At 65.0% G+C, this 18,234-nt stretch carries 15 protein-coding genes; 4 read left to right on the plus strand and 11 right to left on the minus strand.

Annotated features, from left to right (window positions below):
• Positions 1-14 precede the first annotated feature (14 nt).
• Entirely contained in the window at positions 15-1,817 is a 1,803-nt protein-coding gene (locus ACB039_RS01495; RefSeq protein WP_371164988.1) for an MOSC N-terminal beta barrel domain-containing protein, read from the minus strand.
• Positions 1,818-2,167: 350 nt separating this feature from the next.
• On the opposite strand from ACB039_RS01495, the gene ACB039_RS01500 reads away from it, so the two are divergent.
• Both ACB039_RS01500 and nifJ read left to right on the plus strand, forming a co-directional pair.
• Positions 2,168-3,814, plus strand: coding sequence for an NAD(P)-binding protein (locus ACB039_RS01500; protein WP_371164989.1), 1,647 nt, complete (start codon positions 2,168-2,170; stop codon positions 3,812-3,814).
• Positions 3,811-7,386 carry a pyruvate:ferredoxin (flavodoxin) oxidoreductase gene (nifJ, locus tag ACB039_RS01505; protein WP_371164990.1) on the plus strand — a complete coding sequence of 1,192 codons (3,576 nt, stop codon included), beginning with the start codon at positions 3,811-3,813 and terminating at the stop codon, positions 7,384-7,386. The genes ACB039_RS01500 and nifJ overlap by 4 nt, the downstream gene beginning before the upstream one ends.
• A gap of 159 nt (positions 7,387-7,545) precedes the next feature.
• On the opposite strand, the gene ACB039_RS01510 is transcribed toward nifJ, so the two are convergent.
• From ACB039_RS01510 to ACB039_RS01535, 6 genes are all read right to left on the minus strand, one after another.
• Positions 7,546-7,761 (minus strand): YdcH family protein, encoded by a 216-nt coding sequence (locus ACB039_RS01510; protein WP_005313020.1) that lies wholly within the window; start codon positions 7,759-7,761, stop codon positions 7,546-7,548.
• Positions 7,762-8,047: 286 nt separating this feature from the next.
• A complete protein-coding gene (locus ACB039_RS01515; RefSeq protein ID WP_218408969.1) occupies positions 8,048-8,638 on the minus strand; it encodes a hypothetical protein in 591 nt (196 codons plus the stop codon).
• 11 nt (positions 8,639-8,649) lie between these two features.
• Complete coding sequence (locus ACB039_RS01520; protein ID WP_371164991.1) at positions 8,650-9,996, minus strand: MATE family efflux transporter; 1,347 nt, start codon at positions 9,994-9,996, stop codon at positions 8,650-8,652.
• 147 nt (positions 9,997-10,143) lie between these two features.
• Positions 10,144-11,967, minus strand: coding sequence for a SulP family inorganic anion transporter (locus tag ACB039_RS01525; RefSeq protein ID WP_371164992.1), 1,824 nt, complete (start codon positions 11,965-11,967; stop codon positions 10,144-10,146).
• 70 nt (positions 11,968-12,037) lie between these two features.
• Positions 12,038-12,622 (minus strand): nucleotidyltransferase family protein, encoded by a 585-nt coding sequence (locus tag ACB039_RS01530; RefSeq protein WP_139750784.1) that lies wholly within the window; start codon positions 12,620-12,622, stop codon positions 12,038-12,040.
• A complete protein-coding gene (locus ACB039_RS01535) occupies positions 12,612-12,869 on the minus strand; it encodes a GNAT family N-acetyltransferase (RefSeq protein WP_139750783.1) in 258 nt (85 codons plus the stop codon). The genes ACB039_RS01530 and ACB039_RS01535 overlap by 11 nt, the downstream gene beginning before the upstream one ends.
• A 146-nt stretch (positions 12,870-13,015) precedes the next feature.
• Here ACB039_RS01535 and cysM point away from each other — a divergent pair, with 146 nt between their 5' ends.
• On the plus strand, positions 13,016-13,918 hold the full coding sequence (cysM, locus tag ACB039_RS01540) for a cysteine synthase CysM (protein WP_139750782.1): 903 nt from the start codon (positions 13,016-13,018) through the stop codon (positions 13,916-13,918).
• Positions 13,919-13,957: 39 nt separating this feature from the next.
• Here cysM and ACB039_RS01545 read toward each other — a convergent pair whose 3' ends face one another.
• From ACB039_RS01545 to ACB039_RS01560, 4 genes are read right to left on the minus strand one after another with little or no spacing between them, the layout of a single operon-like run.
• Positions 13,958-15,142, minus strand: a complete 1,185-nt coding sequence (locus tag ACB039_RS01545) for an iron-containing alcohol dehydrogenase (RefSeq protein ID WP_371164993.1) — start codon at positions 15,140-15,142, stop codon at positions 13,958-13,960.
• A gap of 17 nt (positions 15,143-15,159) precedes the next feature.
• Positions 15,160-15,669 carry an SCP2 sterol-binding domain-containing protein gene (locus ACB039_RS01550; protein WP_171269198.1) on the minus strand — a complete coding sequence of 170 codons (510 nt, stop codon included), beginning with the start codon at positions 15,667-15,669 and terminating at the stop codon, positions 15,160-15,162.
• Positions 15,659-16,249, minus strand: coding sequence for a TetR/AcrR family transcriptional regulator (locus tag ACB039_RS01555; protein WP_371164994.1), 591 nt, complete (start codon positions 16,247-16,249; stop codon positions 15,659-15,661). Before ACB039_RS01555 ends, ACB039_RS01550 begins: the two co-directional genes overlap by 11 nt.
• Before the next feature lie 8 nt (positions 16,250-16,257).
• Positions 16,258-17,685, minus strand: coding sequence for a coniferyl aldehyde dehydrogenase (locus tag ACB039_RS01560; RefSeq protein WP_371164995.1), 1,428 nt, complete (start codon positions 17,683-17,685; stop codon positions 16,258-16,260).
• A gap of 213 nt (positions 17,686-17,898) precedes the next feature.
• On the opposite strand from ACB039_RS01560, the gene ACB039_RS01565 reads away from it, so the two are divergent.
• Positions 17,899-18,192 carry a hypothetical protein gene (locus ACB039_RS01565; protein WP_042650216.1) on the plus strand — a complete coding sequence of 98 codons (294 nt, stop codon included), beginning with the start codon at positions 17,899-17,901 and terminating at the stop codon, positions 18,190-18,192.
• Positions 18,193-18,234 lie beyond the last annotated feature (42 nt).

An 18,234-nucleotide genomic window follows, 5' to 3' on the forward strand; every position in this document is an offset into this window, starting at 1 on the left:
GCGGCGCCATCCTCTTATTTGATCACCAGATCGGAGAGAGGCACGGCGCAGCAGGTGAGGATCTTGCCCGCGGCCCGCTCGGCGGCTGTGATGGCCGGAGCGTCCGGGTGATCCACCTCCCCTTCGAGCAGGGTCAGCTTGCAACTGCCGCAGATGCCGGCGCGGCAGCTCCAGGGCAGCTCCACCCCCTGCTTGTGGGCCTGATCCAGCACAGTGCCCTGATTGTTGCCAGCGAAGGTCTGCTCGCCGATGCGCAGTTGCACTGCCTTGTGGGGACGGGCCACCGAGAGGATGGCCCCGCCAAAGCTCTCCTGGCGGATGCGATCGGCGACGACCCCCTGCTCCTGCAGCAGCCTGGCTGCCTCGCTCATGAAGCCGTGGGGGCCGCACAGGAAGATCTCCCGCGCCAGCAGATCCCTGACCTGCTCGAGGTGCCCCTTGCTAAGGCGACCGTTCATGCCCTGCCAGTGGTCGTCAGGCTGGCTCAGGATCAGGGTCAGTTGCATGCCTGCCTGACTCATGGCGTGCAGCTCGGCGGCAGCCGGAATGTCGGCCTCGCTGCGGCACAGGTGCATAAAATGCACATCGTCGAGTTCGTGTCTGAGATGTAGGGTGCGGGCAATGGACAGCATGGGGGTGACGCCGGATCCTGCCGAGAGCAGCAGCAGCTTGCGCTCGGTGCCGAGGTGAAACTCGCCGGCCGGGGGGGCGGCCAGCAGGTGATCGCCCACGCGCAGCTCATGGTGAAGCCAGGGGGAGATGCGGCCATCGGCCAGCTTCTTGACGCTGATGCCGTAACGCTCAGGCCTCTCCGGGGTGGAGCTCAGGGTGTAGCGGCGCTGTTGCCGTTCCCCCTTGATGTCGAGACTGATGGGCAGGTGCTGGCCCGGCAGATAGTCGGGCAGGGGCTCGCCGTCGGCTGCCTCGAACCAGAAGGTCTCCAGATCCCGGGCCAGCGGCTCGCGGGCGACGCAGACCAGCTCCCGCTTCTTCGGCGCCGCATTGGGGTAGACGGGGGGGCGGGTGGTTTCCAGCACCTGGATCTCGCTCCCTGCCTCAATCCAGCCCTCGTTCAGCGCCACCAGATTCTGGCCGAAATAGACCTCCCCATCCTCGCCACGGCGGTAGCGGGTGAGGGTGGCGAGCGGCTCTTTCAGCGCGTTGAAACGATCCGTGCCCGCCTCCACCGTGGTCATGATGCAGCGGCTGCACGGCTTGGCCACCAGAAACTCCACCTCGCCGATGCGGATCCGCTTCCAGCCATCCTCCTCGAAGGGGCGGGTGCCGCTTGCCACCAGATTGGTGCGAAACTGGCTCATCTGGTGCAGGGCATCGGATCTCAGGTTGAGATCATCCAGTGAGGCCTGGCTGATCAGCAGCAGGGGATAACCGTCGGCAAAGCTGACCCGGGTGCCGGTCTTCTCCCGAAAGCGGTCAGAGGTTTCGCCGAGCCAGAGCAGGCGAACCGGCTCCCCCGCCACCCGGCTCAGCCACTCATCGGCCTGGGACTGGGTGTGCAGGGCATGGAAGCTGTCGCCCCAGACGCCTGTGGCCTGGGGGGCGCGGCTGAAGTCCGCTTCCTGCAGCCTGAGCTGCGCCATTCCGGGGTAACGCAGTTGCAGGCCGCCCTCCACCGGGGTTGCCGTCACCAGTTGCAGCTGGGGATGGGTGCGAGCCGTGATGAAGCTGCCGTCCGGCTTGACCACCATGTAGCGGCGATCCCCCAGCAGCCCCTCCTGGGTCACCAAGGCACGGGTCAGCGGCATGCCCGCCGTCGATTTGATGGGGTAGAGATGTATGCTGGCGAGGCTGGGCATGTCAGGGTCCTTGTGCTGTGGCGATTCCGTGAAGAGGGCAAGATAACGATTCCTGCCCCGTGCGGCAATCCTCTCTTGCCCCCCATCATGGGGGGCAGGCGAGGAGGCGCCTGATCGGTGCAGGTCAACGGCGCCATGTGATCGGGGTCGTATCCCGGGGGAAACGCCTCATAAAGCGCAACATTTATTGATCCTGATCCACCATGTCGTACAAAAAACGGCCCATCATCGAGCCAGCTTCCAGTTTCTGACGCTTTCGCTTCTTCCCTCTCCGGCCACCGTCCGCTTCGGCTACACGGTATCAAGCGCCATCGGAGCGGGCCTGTTACCCAACAAGAAGAAAGCAATGTATGAGCAAACAACTGGATATGACCCCACAGCCGGATCTCTCCCAGAAAACGGGAACAGGCCCGGTGCGTACCCGGCTGCCCGTCTGGCAACCGGCCCTGCCACCCTGCAACCATGCCTGCCCGGCTGGCGAGAACATCCAGGCCTGGCTTGCCCTGGCCGAAGCGGGCCGCTTCGAGGCGGCCTGGCAAACCCTCATCGAAGATAACCCGCTGCCTGCGGTCCATGGCCGGGTCTGCTATCACCCCTGCGAGAGCGCCTGCAACCGGGCCCAGGTGGATGAGGCCGTCTCCATTCACGCCATCGAACGCTTCCTCGGCGACGAGGCGCTGGCCCGTGGCTGGCAGCCCATGCCGCCTGCACCCGCCAGCGGCAAGAAGGTGCTGGTGATCGGTGCCGGCCCCTCCGGCCTCTCCTGTGCCTGGCACCTCAACCGGCTCGGCCATCAGGTGGAGATCCGCGAGGCGGGGCCGCTGGCCGGCGGCATGCTGCGCTTTGGTATTCCCGCCTACCGTTTGCCCCGCGAGGTGCTGGACAGGGAAGTGGCCCGCATCGTCGCCGCCGGCGTCACCCTCACCCTCAACCACAAGGTGGAAGACGTGCTCAAGGCGCGCGACGAGGGGGGCTTTGATGCCGTCTTCATGGCCATAGGTGCCCATCTGGCCAAGCGGGTCGATATTCCGGCCCGGGAGGCGGGCAAGATCCTCGATGCGGTGAGCTTCCTCGAGCAGGCCAGTCTGGCCGAAGAGCAGGGCTTGCCGCCACCCAAACTGGGGCGGCGGGTGGCTATCTACGGCGGCGGCAACACCGCCATGGATGCGGCCCGTACAGCCCGCCGCCTCGGGGTCGAGGAGGCGATGATCATCTACCGCCGCGACCGGGATCATATGCCGGCCCACGCCTTCGAAGCCGACGAGGCCGAGGAGGAGGGGATCAAGATCAACTGGCTGCGCAGCATCCGCCAGCTCGACAACACCAGCATCGAAGTGGAGGTGATGGCGCTGGATGCCGGGGGCAAGCCGGTGCCCACCGGTAAGTTTGAAACCCTCGAAGCGGACTCCCTGATCCTGGCGCTGGGTCAGGAGGTAGACCTCTCGGTGCTGGAGAGTATTCCCGGCGTGCGGGTCAACCAGGAGGGCGTGGTGCAGGTGGCGGGCAACCTGATGACGGATGTGCCGGGTCTGTTTGCGGGCGGCGACATGGTGCCCTCCGAGCGCACCGTCACCATAGCCACCGGCCACGGCAAGAAGGCGGCGCGCCATATGGATGCCTGGTTGCGCGGTCGCCACTACCACAAACCGCTCTCCTATCCATTGGTGGGGCCCGAGCAGTTGCAACTCTGGTTCCAGACCCACGCGCCGGCCAGCAGTCAGCCGGTCAAACCGGCGTGGGCGCGGGACGACTTTGGCGAGATCATCGGCGGGCTGGATGAGGTTGCCGCCCGCTACGAGGCGGCGCGCTGCTACTCCTGCGGCAACTGCTTCGAGTGCGACGGCTGCTATGGCAGCTGCCCCGAGCAGGCCATCGCCAAGCTGGGGTCGGGCAAGGGCTATCAGGTGGATGCCGAGCGCTGCACCGGCTGCGGTGCCTGTCACGATCAATGCCCTTGTCACGCCATCGAGCTGCGCCAACCGGAGGAGTCCCAATGAAACATGAACTGATCATGGTCGATGGCAACGAAGCCGCGGCCCGGGTGGCGTACCAGCTGAGTGAAGTGTGTGCCATCTATCCCATCACCCCGAGCTCGACCATGGCCGAACTGGCCGATGCCTGGGCGGATGAGAAGCAGACCAACCTCTGGGGCAACATCCCCACAGTGGTGGAGATGCAGAGTGAAGGGGGGGCGGCCGGTACGGTACACGGCGCCCTGCAGGCGGGGGCGCTCGCCACCACCTTCACCGCCAGTCAGGGGCTGATGTTGATGCTGCCCAACATGTACAAGATCGCCGGTGAATTGACCGCGGCGGTGTTCCATGTGGCGGCCCGCTCGCTGGCGGTGCAGGGGCTGTCGATTTTTGGCGACCATCAGGATGTGATGGCGGCGCGCAGCACCGGCTTTGCCATGCTCGCCTCCGGTTCGGTGCAGGAGGCGCAGGACTTGGCCTTGGTTGCCCACAGCGTCACCCTGCAGTGCCGGGTGCCCTTTATCCACTTCTTCGACGGCTTTCGTACCTCCCACGAGGTGAACAAGATAACCGCGCTGCATCGGGATGAAATTCGCGCCCTTATCGACAACGACTGGGTGCGGGCCCATCGCGCCCGGGCGCTTAACCCGGATCACCCCGTAATGCGCGGCACCGCCCAGAACCCCGATACCTATTTCCAGTCCCGCGAGAGCGTCAACCCCTTCTATGAGGCGGTGCCAGCGCGGGTGCAGCAGTGCATGGACAACCTCGGCGAGCTGACTGGCCGCCACTACAAGCTGGTGGAGTACCACGGCGCGCCCGATGCCACCGACGTCATCGTGCTGATGGGCTCGGGGGCGGCCACCGCCCGCACCACGGTGGATTGGCTCAACCGGCAGGATCGCAAGACCGGAGTGCTGGTCATTCGCCTCTATCGCCCCTTCCCGGTGCAGGCGCTGCTCGATGCGTTGCCGCAGAGCGTGCGGCGCATCGCCGTGCTGGATCGCACCAAGGAGCCGGGCGCGGGCGGTGAGCCGCTGCTGCTGGATGTGCAGAGCGCGCTGATCGACGGTTTGCAACGCGGTCTTATCAAGCGGCTGCCCTGGCTCAGTGGCGGTCGCTATGGCCTCTCTTCCAAAGAGTTCACCCCCGCCATGTGTGCGGCTGTGTTCGAGGAGCTCGCCTGTGATGCGCCGCGCCCGCGCTTCACCGTGGGAATTGTCGATGACGTGTCGGGCCTCAGTCTGGCCTGGCACCCCATCGGCGATCTGGAGCCCGCCAGCCGGGTGCGGGCGCTCTTCTTCGGCCTGGGCGCCGACGGCACGGTCGGTGCCAACAAGAACAGCATCAAGATCATCGGCGAGCTGGAGGGCTTCCACGCCCAGGGCTACTTCGTTTACGACTCCAAGAAGTCGGGCTCGCGCACCGTCTCCCACTTGCGCTTTGGCCCCGAGCCCATCGACGCCCCCTGGCTTATCGAGCAGGCGAGCTTTATCGGCTGCCACCAGTGGGGCTTTGTCGAATCGGTGGATCTGCTGGAGCACGCCGCGGAAGGGGCGACCCTGCTGCTCAACGCCCCCTATGAGGCTGACAAGGTGTGGGGCCAGCTGCCCGAGCGGCTGCGCGCCCGCATCCGCGCCCTTAATATCCAGCTCTACTGCATCGATGGGGATCGGGTGGCCGAGCAAAACGGCATGGGCAATCGCATCAATACCATCATGCAGACCTGCTTCTTTGCGCTGGCTGGGGTGTTGCCACGGGACGAAGCCATTGCGCTGATCAAGGAGAGCATAGAGAAGAGCTATGCCCGCAAGGGGCCCGAGGTGGTGGTGCGCAACTTTGCCGCGGTGGACGATACCCTGGCTCACCTCTGCAAGGTGGCGATCCCGGCCGGTGATGAGCCGATCAGCGACTATCCGTTGCCGCTGGCGCCGGGGGGCAGCGAGTTTGTCCAGCGGGTCACAGGCCCGATGTTGGCCGGACGTGGCGATCGCATTCCGGTCTCCATGCTGCCGGTGGATGGCACTTACCCCACTGCCACCAGCCGCTTCGAGAAGCGGGATATCGCCCGCGAGATCCCGATTTGGCATTCGGATATCTGCATCCAGTGCGGTAACTGCGTCTTTGTCTGCCCCCACGCGGCGCTGCGGGCCAAGTTTTATCACCAGGACTGGCTGGCGACCGCCCCCGAGGCCGCCCAGTCGGTGCCCGTCACCGCCAAGGGCTTCCCCGACAGCCGCTACACCCTGCAACTCTATCCGGAGGATTGCACCGGTTGCGGCCAGTGCGTGCAGGCCTGTCCGGTACGGGTCGGGGCGGATGAAAGTCATGAAGGCGACCGTGCCATCACCATGATGGACAAGGCGCCGTACCTCGCTGGCCAGAAACAGGCGCTGCGCTGGTTCGAGAGCCTGCCCTGGCCTGCCCGCGAGCGGGTGGACTTCTCCACCGTGCGCGGTGCCCAATTCCTGGAACCCCTGTTCGAGTTCTCCGGCGCTTGCGCCGGTTGTGGCGAGACCCCTTACCTCAAGCTGCTGACCCAGCTGTTTGGCGATCGCATGCTGGTGGCCAACGCCACCGGCTGCTCCTCCATCTACGGCGGCAACCTGCCGACCACGCCGTGGGCCAAGAACTCGGAAGGGAAGGGGCCTGCCTGGTCCAACTCCCTGTTTGAGGACAACGCCGAGTTCGGCTTTGGTTTTCGTCTCACCGCCGATCAGCATCATGGTCAGGCGGTGGCCGCCCTCAAGGCGATGAAGGGGGAGCTGGGGGAGGCGCTGGTCGAGTCGCTTATCAAGGCCCCGCAGCGGCTGGAGTCGGAGATCCGAGCGCAACGCAATCGGGTCGCGCAGATGCGGGAGCGGCTGGAAGAGGTGAAATCCGGCAAGGCCCGCGAGCTGCTGTCCCTCATCGATCAGCTGGTGCGCCGCTCGGTCTGGATAGTCGGCGGCGATGGCTGGGCCTATGACATCGGTTCGGCGGGTCTCGATCACGTGCTCGCCTCCGGGCGGGATGTGAACGTGCTGGTGATGGATACCGAGGTCTACTCCAACACCGGCGGCCAGATGTCGAAATCGACGCCGCTCGGTGCCGTCGCCAAGTTCGCTGCGGGGGGCAAGACGCTGGCCAAGAAGGATGTGGCGCTGCAGGCTATCTCCTACGGCAACGTCTATGTCGCCCGCATCGCCTTTGGCGCCAATCCGCAGCAGGCGCTGCAGGCCCTGCGCGAGGCGGAGGCCTATCCGGGCCCGTCGCTGATCATCGCCTACAGCCACTGCATCGCCCATGGCATCGATATGGAGCAGGGTTTGGCCCAACAGAAGCGGGCGGTGGATTCGGGCCATTGGCCGCTGATGCGCTACAACCCTGTATTGCGCAGTTTGGGGCAGAACCCCTTCAGCCTCGACAGCCTGCGCCCCTCCATTCCCCTCGCCGAGTACAGGGCGGAGGAGAACCGCTACCGGGTGCTGGCCCAGAGTCATCCTGAAGAGGCCGAGCGACTGATGCAGGTGGCGCAGCAGGTGGTCTGGCAGAGGTGGGCCACCTACGAGGAGATGGCCACCCGCGAGGCCAGCCAGTTCCATCCGCCGGTGTGAGAAGGGACTAAATCGGTATAAAGAAGCGGGCCATTGGCCCGCTTCTTTGCTTCCGATGTCAAAGGGGAGTGGCCCCGCGCCGCCATGAGCGGGCAATAAAAAGCCCGGCTTTAAGCCGGGCTGGGGGATAAGTTGCTTATCCGGGTATTCGTCGAGGCGTCAGTGTGGATGTTGTTTGAGGATGTCGTATATCTCCTCTTTCAGTTTAAGTTTCTGTTTTTTCAGATCCTTCACCTCGGAGCTGTAATCGCTGGCGTGATGTTTTTCCAGCTTCCTGATCTCCGCATCCAGGTCGTTGTGCAAGTCAAACTTCTTTTGGAAATGGACATCACTGCTCTTCAGTTTCGAGATGAGATCTCTGTACTCAGGGAACATGTAATGAAGCCTCCTTGGTGTCGTTTGATTGTGCCTTGACCTTCAAACTACCCCTTACCCCGGGAGATAAATGTGATCCCGATCCAATTTGGGGCAATGGATTTGCTGCATCTGGCGGATGATTTTTAACTGATTGAATCGCAAGCAGATAAGCGATTTATGGGGAGGGTAAAGAGGAAGGAACTGGGAGCCTGTTCACAGTTGTGACGCTTTGATGACGGCAAGGGGGCGGCAGGCGGGCAGCAAGAAGGGGCGCGGGGCCCCTTCTTGCTAACAGGTGTGGCGTTTACTCTTTTTTCTTTTTCTTCTCGGGCAGGGGCTTGCCGTCACGGGCAATCACCTTGCCCACCTCGAAGCCTATCTGCGCCGCCAGCTCTTCCAGATCAGGCGCCTTGGCTTCGTTGCCGATGGCGTACTGGTAGTTGGCGATGGTGATCTTCTCGGCCACCGGGGTACCCGGGACTATGGGCTCACGCCAGCCCTGACCCACATGGGCCACCAGGGTGCCGTTCATGATGAGCTCGCCGACTATCTCCTGGGTGGGGATGCCCTTGCCGTAGGTGAGGCCCTGCGGATGCTTCTTGCCCACCAGGGGTTCGTTGCTGGCGGGCACCAGCTTGGTGCGGATCAGCCACTTGGGATCCTTGTGCTTGCCCACCGCCTTGCCGGTCTGGTACTCGTTGATCTTGATGGTCTTGATCATCTGGGCCATGAAGTCCTTGGTCAGGGCCTTCTGCGCCTCGCTGGTCTGGTCGATGACGATGGGGGCCACGTACCAGGTCTGGGGGGCTTGCGCCTTGGGGGCCGCCGGAGCGGTTTGTGCCATGGCGAGCGGGCTGAGCAGGATGGCCGCCAACAAGAGTCCGATTTTCTTCATTGTGATTCCGCTTATGTTTCGACAAGAATTTTGTTTTGCCAGCGACGACTGCGCCAGCGCCAGAACATGGCCAGACCGCGAACCCACTCGTCGCAGGCCAGCGCCAACCAGATGCCTACCAGGCCATAGCCCTGCATGATACCAAGGAAATAGGCGAGGGGAACGGCAATGCCCCACATGGAGACGAGCGCCATGTAGAGCGGGAAACGGGCATCCCCGGTGGCGCGCAGGGCGTTGATCACCACCAGGTTGAAGGTGCGGCCGGGTTCGAGGATGAGGCTGATGAGGAACAGCTGCGCCACCTGGGTGATGATGTCGGCGTCGTCGGTGAACAGGCTGATGATGGCGCGTCCGTTCAGGGCCGCGGCGAGGGCAATCAGGCTGGTGACGATAAGGCCAAGTTTCAGGCTCTTCATCAGTTGGCGATAAGCCTGCTCGAAGCGACGGGCCCCCGCCAGATGGCCGATGATGATCTCGTTGCCAAGGCCTATGGAGAGGCCGAACAGCAGGATGAACAGGCAGATCTGGAAGAAGTAGGACTGGGTCGCCAGCGCCTTGTCGCCGAGCAGGCCGACGAAGGCGGTCACCACCATGAACTGCAGCATCCAGGAGAGGTTCTCCCCCGCCGCCGGCAGACCTATGTGCAACACCTTGTCCAGCATGGCCTTGCTGGGGCGAAGGATCTCCGGCAGCCGCAGCCGTATGCCGGTCTTGCGCGCCACCAGCCACACCAGTAGCACCACACCGACGATGCGCCCGGCAACAGTGCTGATGGCGACCCCGGCGACCCCGAGCTGGGGCAGGCCGAACCAGCCATAGAGCAGCAGCAGGTTGCCGACGAAGGTGATGAGGTTGACGATGAGGGTCACGTACATGGCCTGACGGGTGTGGCCATGGGCGCGCAAGGTGGCGGCCAGACAGAGCGCTGCGGCCTCCGGCAGCAGGCAGAGCCCGATGATCTGCAGATAAAGGGTGGCATCCCCCATCAGGTGAGCGGGCAGGTTCATCAGCGCCAGCATGGTGCTGGCGCCGGCCATGACCCCGACCGCGGCCACCAGCCCCACCAGCAGGTTGAAGCCGATGGCGGTGTGGATGACCACGCGCGCCTTCTCCCTATCCCCCGCCCCCAGATACTGGGTGATCACCACGCTGGTGCCGATGCTGACGAAGCTGAACAGGGTGATGGCGAGATCGAACACCTGGTTGCCGACTGCCAGTGCCGCCACCCCTTGATAGGAGACATGGCCCACCATGAAGGTGTTGAGGGCCCCGGTCAGGAAGTGCAGGGCGAGATCGATGAACAGTGGCCAGGTCAGGGCGAAGAGGGAACCCGGGCCCGCGTGGGATTGAGTCTGCATGGGGTGTCCAAATACTGGGGATGGCCCTCGTCAGCGCCATCTGGACGGGCATTTAACACCAAGCGGGTGCGGGGTGCAATCCTGCCCTGAGCAAAGAGGAGGCCGGGCTGGCCCGGACCCCTCTCGCAGTCTGGGGGCGCGCCGCCGTCAGACCGGGGTGGCGCCCGCTTCCTGCTCGCAGGGCCGGGTGAGGCGCGCCGAGTCCGGCAGCTCGTCGTCCTGGGGCCAGCGGGAGAGCAGAGTATCCGTGGTGCTCTCCACCACCTCGTCATCCTTGAACACAGGTTCCCGGTAGCAGCGGGTCATGCGCAGGGCCTGGTACATGTCGGGGCTGAGGATGACCCCCTCGTCGCCTACCCGGATCCCCGCCTGCTTGAGCCACTGGGTCATCTGGCCGTGGCGACCGGCCATCACCATGTGGATGCCACGGCGCCTGAGCTCCTTGTGCAGCTCCCCCACCATGCTCATCACGCTGATGTCCTGATGGGTGAAGCAGGCCACCGCGTCCACCACAAGGCACTTGGGATTGTGGGGATCCTGCACCAGCAGCGCCAGCACCCGCCGCTTGAAGTAGGGGGCGTTGAAGTAGGTCAGCGGCGAGTTGAAGCGATAGACCAGGATGCCGGGAATCGCCTTGGCCTGCTCGTTGTCCCCCAGGGTGCGCACCACCCCTTCGTCGTCCATGCCGAGCAGCTGATCGGTGGGGCGCATCACGTTGCGCAGGAACTGGAACAGGCCCAGCAAGACCGCCAGGGTGATCCCCGGAATGACCCCCATGGTCAGCACGCTGATGAAGGTGATCAGCGCCAGCCAGAAGGCGGCGCGGTCCGAGTCGCGAAGGGCCCAGAGGCCGCGAAAATCGGTGAGCGACAGGGAGGCCATCACCAGCACCACCCCGAGGGCAGCGGTGGGGATGAATTTAAGCGGCGCCGTCAAATAGAAGGTGATAAGGGCGATCACAGCCGCTGCTATGATGGAGACCAGCTGGCTCTTGCCGCCGTTGGCGTCGTTGACCGCGGTGCGTGAATCCGCCCCGCTGATGGCAAACCCCTGGGAGACTGCAGAGGCGAGGTTCGCCATGCCCAGCGCCCTGAACTCCTTGTCCGCATCGATTTCGTAGCCGTTCTTGGCGGCGAAACTGCGGGCGGTGAGCATCATGGAAACGAAGCTCACCATGGCGAGGTTGAGCGCCGGCAGCACCAGCTCGCGCATCAGTCCGGGGGGGAATTCCGGCATCTGGAAGGCGGGCAGGCCCGAGCCCACGGCCCCCAGGGTAGCGATGTCGAACTGGCCGAGATTGAGGGCCCACACCAGGGCCGCCGTCACCACCATGGCCACCATGGAGGAGGGCCAGGATGGCTTGTAGCGCTTGGCCAGCAGCAGGGTGAGCAGGGCGGTCAGGCTCATGGCCAGGGTGGGCAGATGGGTCTGGGCAATGTAGTCGGTGCCGTTCAGAATCCGCTCTATCAGGTAGCGCTCGCTGAAGGTGAAGCCGAAGATCTTGGAGAGCTGACCCACCATTATGGTGATGGCCACCCCATTGAGCAGCCCCATCAGGATCGGGCGGGAGAGAAAGTCCGCCAGTACCCCCAGCTTGAAGCGGCTGGCGATGAGGCACCAGAAGCCGGTCATGGCGGTCATGGTCATCACCAGTTGCCACTGACGGGTGGGATCCCCGGCGGCGAGCGGCGTCACCACGGCGGCGATGACGGCGCAGGTGGCGGCATCCGGGCCGACGATGAGCTGGCGGGAGGTGCCAAAGAGGGCGTAGACCACCATGGGCAGTATGCAGGAGTAGAGGCCGACGATGGCGCCCACCCCGGCAAGCTCCGCATAGGCGATGGCCACGGGCAAGGCCACGGCCGCCACCGAGAGGCCAGCGCGAAGATCCGGCATCAGCCAGGCCCGCTGATATTGCAGCAGGGCGGCGAGGCCCGGCAGCCAGCGTTCGAGAGAGAAGAAGTCGCGCATTATTTAACCCATTGAGTTATAAATAGCTTTTCCTTAGTGTGCCCAAGGTTGTCGGCCCATTGCAATCCGGTCATGGCCAGTTCACCACAAGGTCAGGCCAGATGCGCTGCCACTGTTTGTCCCTGATCCTGTCGATGAAGATCCGGCTCTCCTGCCGGCAGCGCGGATTGGGGCTCACCTGCAGGGACCAGTTGGGGGCAAAGCCGTAGGGGGCCAGCCACTCGAACGAATCGTCTGCCAGCAGGCGGACCCCGATGCAGGTGGGCACCTCTACCCAGTGACTGAGCGCCGCCAGCGAGCTGGTAAAGGGGGCCACTTGCTGGCGTACATGCATGCGCGCCTGATTGCGTACCTCCCAGCGCTGGCCGGGCAGACGCTCCGCCAGCCAGTCTTGGTGCCCCCGCTCGGCCAGCCCTTGTGGATCCCCTGCATCCAGATAGATGAGATCTATGTCGTTGAGGGGGGTGGGCTCGGCCTTGTGGTGCAGGTGATCCCAGATGAGGTTGCGCACAAAGCCCGCTCCCAGCGCCCAGTCCGGCAGGGCCAGCTCCCGTGCCGTTCGCAGGCAGGCCATGCGCAGGGGATCGGCCCGCAGCAGAGCCTCGGTGTGGGCTTGCAACTGCGCTTCCCTAGGTGCTTGTGCCTCAACCGGCATGACGGCGTAGCCAGACGTCTATGTAGCTGCAGCTCGGCACTATGATGAGCCCCTCTGCCCGGGTCCAGTCGTAGAAGTTGCGGGCCAGCTTGTCGGCAATGCCCTGTCCGCGCAGCTCGGCGGGCACCTGGGTGCTGTAGGCGTCCACCGTGGTTGCGTCCAGCCTGCGGTAGGCAAGGCGGGAGAGCTTGCCGTCCACCACGCAGATGAACTGCTGCTGGTCGGCCTGATGAAGAATGTCGCTCATGGAGGCTCCTCAAAGGGTGGGGAAGGGATATCAGAGCATGCTGGCCGGACTTTGCCAACCGTGCTCTTTGCGGGCCGAGGATGCTCGCTTACACTGACCGGCCTGCGAGCGGCTCGCTAGGCAAGGTATAGAACAGTTAGCAGAGGATGGATCCCGTTATGGCCTTCGCCACCCTGGAAGATCTGATTGGCAATACCCCGTTGTTGCGCCTGCGCCGCATCAACCCCTGTCCCGACGTGACCCTGCTGGTGAAGCTGGAGGGCAACAACCCCGCCGGCTCGGTCAAGGACAGGCCGGCGCTCAACCTTATCAAGACGGCGGAGGCGAGCGGTCACTTAGGGCCAGGAGCACGACTCATCGAGGCCACCTCGGGCAATACCGGCATCGCGCTGGCCATGGTGGCGGCGGCGCGGGGGTACAGAATGCGGCTCATCATGCCGAGCACCATGAGCCAGGAGCGGCGCGACGCCATGCAGGCCTATGGCGCCGAGCTGGTGCTGGTGGAAAACGGCATGGAAGAAGCGCGGGATCTGGCGCTGGCCATGCAGGCCCGCGGCGAGGGGCTGGTGCTCGATCAGTTCAACAACCCGGCCAACCCGGATGCCCACTACCTCTCCACCGGCCCCGAGATCTGGCGCCAGAGCGAGGGGGCTATCACTCACTTCGTCTCCGCCATGGGCACCACGGGCACCATCATGGGGGTCTCCCGCTACCTCAAGGAGCAGAACCCGGCGGTGCAGGTGATAGGCCTGCAACCGGCAGAGGGGAGCCAGATCCCCGGCATTCGCCGCTGGCCAGAGGCCTATATGCCCGCCATCTTCGATCCCGAGCGGGTCGATCGGGTGCTGGATGTGACGCTCGATGAGTCGCTGGCCACCATGCGCCGGCTGGCGCGGGAAGAGGGGATCTGCTGCGGGGTCAGCTCGGGGGGCGCCGTGGCCGGTGCCCTGCGGGTAGCGGCAGAGCTCAGCCAGGGGGTGGTGGTGGCCATCATCTGCGATCGAGGGGATCGCTATCTCTCCACCGGGGTCTTCACGCCGTCCATCTGATCCTGCGCCAAGCCGGCCCTCTGCGGGTCGGCTTGGAGGTCATTCCCACACCTGTTCCAGCAGCGCCAGCAGCTCCTCCCTGTCGGCATCCTTGCGGTTGTAGAGCAGGGCGCCGTCGTTGATGGCGAGATCCTGGATATCCTTGAGCACGGCTCTGTCCGTCACGCCGGCTTCCGCCAGGGTGCGCGGCAACCCTACCGCCTGCCAGAGACTATCGCGCAGGGCGCAGAGTGCATCCAGGGCTGCCTGGGGACGCAGCGCCTGTGGGGTGGCCGCGAAGCGCTCCGGCCCCGCCAGCGGCAGCAGCAGGCGGGCCAGCTCAGGGTCTATCTGCGGCCTGTTGTAGTCGAGCACCGCGGGCAGGAACAGGTTCATGCACAGGCCGTGGGGCAGGTGGCAGCGGGCCCCCAGGCTGTGGCCGAGGGCGTGCACCAGCCCCACCATGGAGTTTGAGAACGCCATGCCCGCCAGGGTGGAGCCCTCCGCCAGTTGCAGCCGCAGGGCCTTGTCCTCGGGGGCCAGCAGCACCCTGGGCAGGGCATCGGCTATCTTCTCCACCGCCATCAGGGCCAGGGCGTCGCTGACCGGGTTCTTGCCGTTGCCGATGAAGGCCTCGATGGCGTGGGTCATGGCGTCCATGGCGGTGGCGGCCGTGATGGGCAGCGGCAGCCCCTGGGTGAGGCGCGGGTCCAGCACCGCCAGCTGGGGCAGCAGGAAGGGGGAGGTGAAGGGCACCTTGCGCCCGCTCCCCTCGTCCCGGATCACCGCCACCAGTGTCACCTCGGAGCCGGTGCCCGCCGTGGTCGGCACCACAGCCAGCGGCTTGAGGGGCCGGGTCAGGCAACCTGCCCCCGCGTGATCCAGCAGCCGCTCCCCGCCCAGGGTGACCAGGATGTTGACCGCCTTGGCGGTATCTATGACGGAGCCACCCCCCAGGGCCACCAGGCTGTCACAGCCCAGTTCCCGCCAGCGGGTGGCGATGCGCTCCACCACTGCAGTGGAGGAGTCGGCGGGGATCTGGTCCCAGATGGCGGCCACCGGCAGGCCCCCCTCCGCCAGCACATTGGCCAGCAGGGTGGCGAGCCCGCTGCCGCCGACCCCCTTGTCGGTGAGCAGCAGCGGACGGCGCGCCCCCAGCGCCATCAGCTCGTCCGGAAGTTGCTCCAGCGCCTGCTCTCCCGCCATCAACCTGACCGGACAGAAGAAATCGTAATAACGGCTCATGGTGTTCATCCTTCTCTTCAACCGGTCAGCAGACCCAGGTAGATGTGGCAGGCTCGCGTCAGCTTGTGGCACGGGCTAGGGTAGTGGCGCAGCAGGGGCCGCGCGATGAAGGCGGGCAGGATCAGGGCTTGCAGTTGCTCCAGCGCCCGCACCAGGTGCATGGCCGCACTGAGATCCCCCTCCACCAGCAGCCGGTTCTCGCAGAAGGCCTGATTGATGCCGAGGCGAAAGCTGAGGGCGCGAAAGGCGATGGCGGGGTGCTTGAAGCAGACGCGCAGCAGATGAGGGCTTGTTGCCCCCCGGGGCGCGGGGCCGCAGCGCCAGCGCCCGGCCCTCTTGTGCAGGGTCAACCCATGAGGCAGCCCATGCACCTCCAGCCGGATGCGAAGCCCCTCCGGCAGCGGGGCGAGTTCGCGGCGCACCGCCTCGTCGACCCGGGCGGCGCGGCACAGGGTGCGGCCGATGACCCAGAGCAGGCTCCCTATCCAGAGGCGCCTGCCGGTGGCGAGCAGGGGATCAAGCGTCATGAGGGCCTCCTGCGATGGCGGACCAGAAGAGGGCGAAGGCGCTGGCCTGCCAGTGGGGATCCTCCCCGAGCTCGGGTTGGTCTACAAAGAGGGAGGCGCAGGCCAGAAACTGGCTCTGGCACACCTCCAGCATCAGCACGGGGGGCGCCTGCATCAGCTCGCCGCTGGCCTGGCCCTGGCTCAGCAGGCGCGGCAGGAAGCGCAGTGTCTCCCCCAGGATCTGGCTGCGCAGGGATCTGGCCAGCAAGGGGGAGTGGAAGAAACCCAGCACGAACTTGAGTTCGTGGGGATGGGCCTGCATCCAGCTCATCGCCTGACGCCAGTAGTTGCGCGCCTGCTCCCTGAGGGGCAGGGCCGGATCCGCCTCGCTGATGGCAGCGCCAAGGCGCAGCTTGACGTCCTGGTAGAGCTGCTGGATCAGCAGCTCCTTGCTGGGAAAGTGGTGGAACAGGGTGCCGTTGGCCACCCCTGCCGCCCGGGCGATGCGGGCGGTAGCGGCCCCCTGCAGGCCATCCTCGGCGCACAGGGCAAGGGCGGCATCCAGGATCTGGCGGCGTTTGTCTGTCATGGGATCGCTCATGTTGCCTCCTAGCGCAGGAACAGGGCCATCATCAGCTGCTGGTACCAGCGCCGATAAGGGGGGTGGATCAGGTTCCCCGTGCTGAAACGGCCGCGGCGCAGCACGGTTTTCGCCTTGGAGAAGGTGAGAAAGCCTTCGTGGCCGTGGTAGTGCCCCATGCCGGAGGGGCCTATGCCGCCGAAGGGGGCGTCGTCCGCCGCCACTTGGAACAGGCACTCGTTGATGGCCATGCCACCGGCGTGGGTCTCCCGGATGAGGCGGCTCTGCAGCGTCTCGTCCAGGCTCATTAGATAGAGTGCCAGCGGGCGTGGCCGAGCCGCCACATAGGCAATGGCCTCCTCGATGCTGTCATAGGGCACCAGGGGCAGCAATGGGCCGAAGATCTCCTGCTGCATCAGCTGGCAGTGGCCGGGTACCTCGGTCAGCAGGTGGGGCACCAGGCGGCGGGCGCCGTCATCCCGGGCCGGCGAGGCGCAAGGGTGCGCCTGGGCACCCGCCTGCTTCGCCTCCGCCAGCCAGGCGGTGAGCCTCTCATACTGGGCCGCGTTGATGATGGAGCCGTAATCCGGACTATCCAGCCCCTTGGGATAGAGGCGGCGAAAGTGCGTCTGATAGGCTTCGATAAAGCCCTGCTCCTGCCCCCGCGGCAGCAATACATAGTCCGGGGCCACGCAGATCTGGCCGGCGTTGAGGCTCTTGCCGAAGATCATCCGCTCCACCGCCAGGGCCAGGGGCATGTCGGGGGCGATGAGGCAGGGACTCTTGCCACCAAGCTCCAGGGTCAGCGGCGTGAGCTGGGGCGCGGCGGCAGCCATCACCTGCCTGCCCACCGCCGTGGAGCCGGTGAACAGCAGATGATCGAAGGGCAGGGTGCTGAAGGCGGCCGCGAGTCCCGCATCTCCCTCGATGAGCACCACCTCGTCGTCGTCAAACACCTGGGCCAGCAGGGTTCGCAGCGCGGCATTGGTATGGGGGGTGAACTCGGAGAGCTTGATCATGGCGCGGTTGCCGGCGGCGATGGCGCCGATGAGTGGCCCCAGGCTCAGCATCACCGGGAAGTTCCAGGGCACCATGATGCCGACCACGCCAAGCGGTTGATAGTGCACCTCGACCCTGGCGGGGGCCAGCAGCAGGCCGGGGTGGCGCCGCACTGGCTTCATCCACCCCTTGAGCCGTTTCAGGCTGTAGTTGATCTGCATGACGCAGGGCAGGATGTCGGCGACCAGGGAGTCGTAGTCGCTGCGCTGGCCATAGTCCAGGGCCAGGGCGTCGCAGAGCGCCTGCTTGTGGGCGAGCAGGGCGCTCTTGAGCGCGGTCAACCGGCTGCGACGCTGTGCCAGGCTCGGCATGGGCTGGGCCTGACAGGCCTGCTTGAGGCGGACCAACTGCTCGGGCAGGGAGAACTTGTCTGGGGACTGGGTTTGTATGGCTTCCATGGTTTGCTCCGCACAAAAACTGACCGACTGATTAGTCGGTCTGAATCTACCGGCTTGTTGCCAGCCTGTAAACGGGAACGTGCCAGGCCAGGGATGGATGAAGGGGTTCTCCGATGGAACTGTGCTCGGCCCCACAATTTTGGGCTATCTCGATTGGTTAATTATCCAATAAGGGGTAGTTTTTTTCCCATCAACTCAGATGGAGTGCTGCACATGACCAGGGAATTGCACAGCCTGCTGGCCAGGCTGGACGATGTGATCGAGCGTATGCCGGACAGTTTCAACACCTATGAATTTACCCAGAAGCTGGCACTGCAACACCAGCGCGAGTATTTCGCCGCAGGCCACTCCCTGGCGGAGCAAGACAAGAACCTGCTGCGCCTGCTCCACGAGAAGATAGCCCTGGCGCTGGCGAGCCATGATGGTGTCATCGAAGGGGCCCTGCTGCCCTGTGTGACCCCCTGGGGGGAGAGAGCCACTTCGCCCCGCTGGCACCGCAAGCACTGAGCCTCTGCGCAGCCTATTTTCGGCGCAGTACATAAAGAAGAA

It is taken from the genome of Aeromonas sp. S2(2024), from assembly GCF_041402505.1.
In the GTDB taxonomy this organism is placed as follows: Bacteria; Pseudomonadota; Gammaproteobacteria; order Enterobacterales; family Aeromonadaceae; genus Aeromonas; species Aeromonas media.

Bases quoted from the DNA above. Each gene is read 5' to 3' on its own strand.
- ACB039_RS01545 (WP_371164993.1), bottom strand. From the start codon at position 15,142: ATGAGCCGTTATTACGATTTCTTCTGTCCGGTCAGGTTGATGGCGGGA.
- ACB039_RS01555 (WP_371164994.1), bottom strand. From the start codon at position 16,249: ATGAGCGATCCCATGACAGACAAACGCCGCCAGATCCTGGATGCCGCC.
- ACB039_RS01525 (WP_371164992.1), bottom strand. From the start codon at position 11,967: ATGCGCGACTTCTTCTCTCTCGAACGCTGGCTGCCGGGCCTCGCCGCC.
- ACB039_RS01500 (WP_371164989.1), top strand. From the start codon at position 2,168: ATGAGCAAACAACTGGATATGACCCCACAGCCGGATCTCTCCCAGAAA.
- ACB039_RS01520 (WP_371164991.1), bottom strand. From the start codon at position 9,996: ATGCAGACTCAATCCCACGCGGGCCCGGGTTCCCTCTTCGCCCTGACC.
- ACB039_RS01535 (WP_139750783.1), bottom strand. From the start codon at position 12,869: ATGAGCGACATTCTTCATCAGGCCGACCAGCAGCAGTTCATCTGCGTG.
- ACB039_RS01560 (WP_371164995.1), bottom strand. From the start codon at position 17,685: ATGGAAGCCATACAAACCCAGTCCCCAGACAAGTTCTCCCTGCCCGAG.
- ACB039_RS01495 (WP_371164988.1), bottom strand. From the start codon at position 1,817: ATGCCCAGCCTCGCCAGCATACATCTCTACCCCATCAAATCGACGGCG.
- ACB039_RS01565 (WP_042650216.1), top strand. From the start codon at position 17,899: ATGACCAGGGAATTGCACAGCCTGCTGGCCAGGCTGGACGATGTGATC.
- ACB039_RS01530 (WP_139750784.1), bottom strand. From the start codon at position 12,622: ATGCCGGTTGAGGCACAAGCACCTAGGGAAGCGCAGTTGCAAGCCCAC.
- nifJ (WP_371164990.1), top strand. From the start codon at position 3,811: ATGAAACATGAACTGATCATGGTCGATGGCAACGAAGCCGCGGCCCGG.
- ACB039_RS01515 (WP_218408969.1), bottom strand. From the start codon at position 8,638: ATGAAGAAAATCGGACTCTTGTTGGCGGCCATCCTGCTCAGCCCGCTC.
- ACB039_RS01550 (WP_171269198.1), bottom strand. From the start codon at position 15,669: ATGACGCTTGATCCCCTGCTCGCCACCGGCAGGCGCCTCTGGATAGGG.
- cysM (WP_139750782.1), top strand. From the start codon at position 13,016: ATGGATCCCGTTATGGCCTTCGCCACCCTGGAAGATCTGATTGGCAAT.
- ACB039_RS01510 (WP_005313020.1), bottom strand. From the start codon at position 7,761: ATGTTCCCTGAGTACAGAGATCTCATCTCGAAACTGAAGAGCAGTGAT.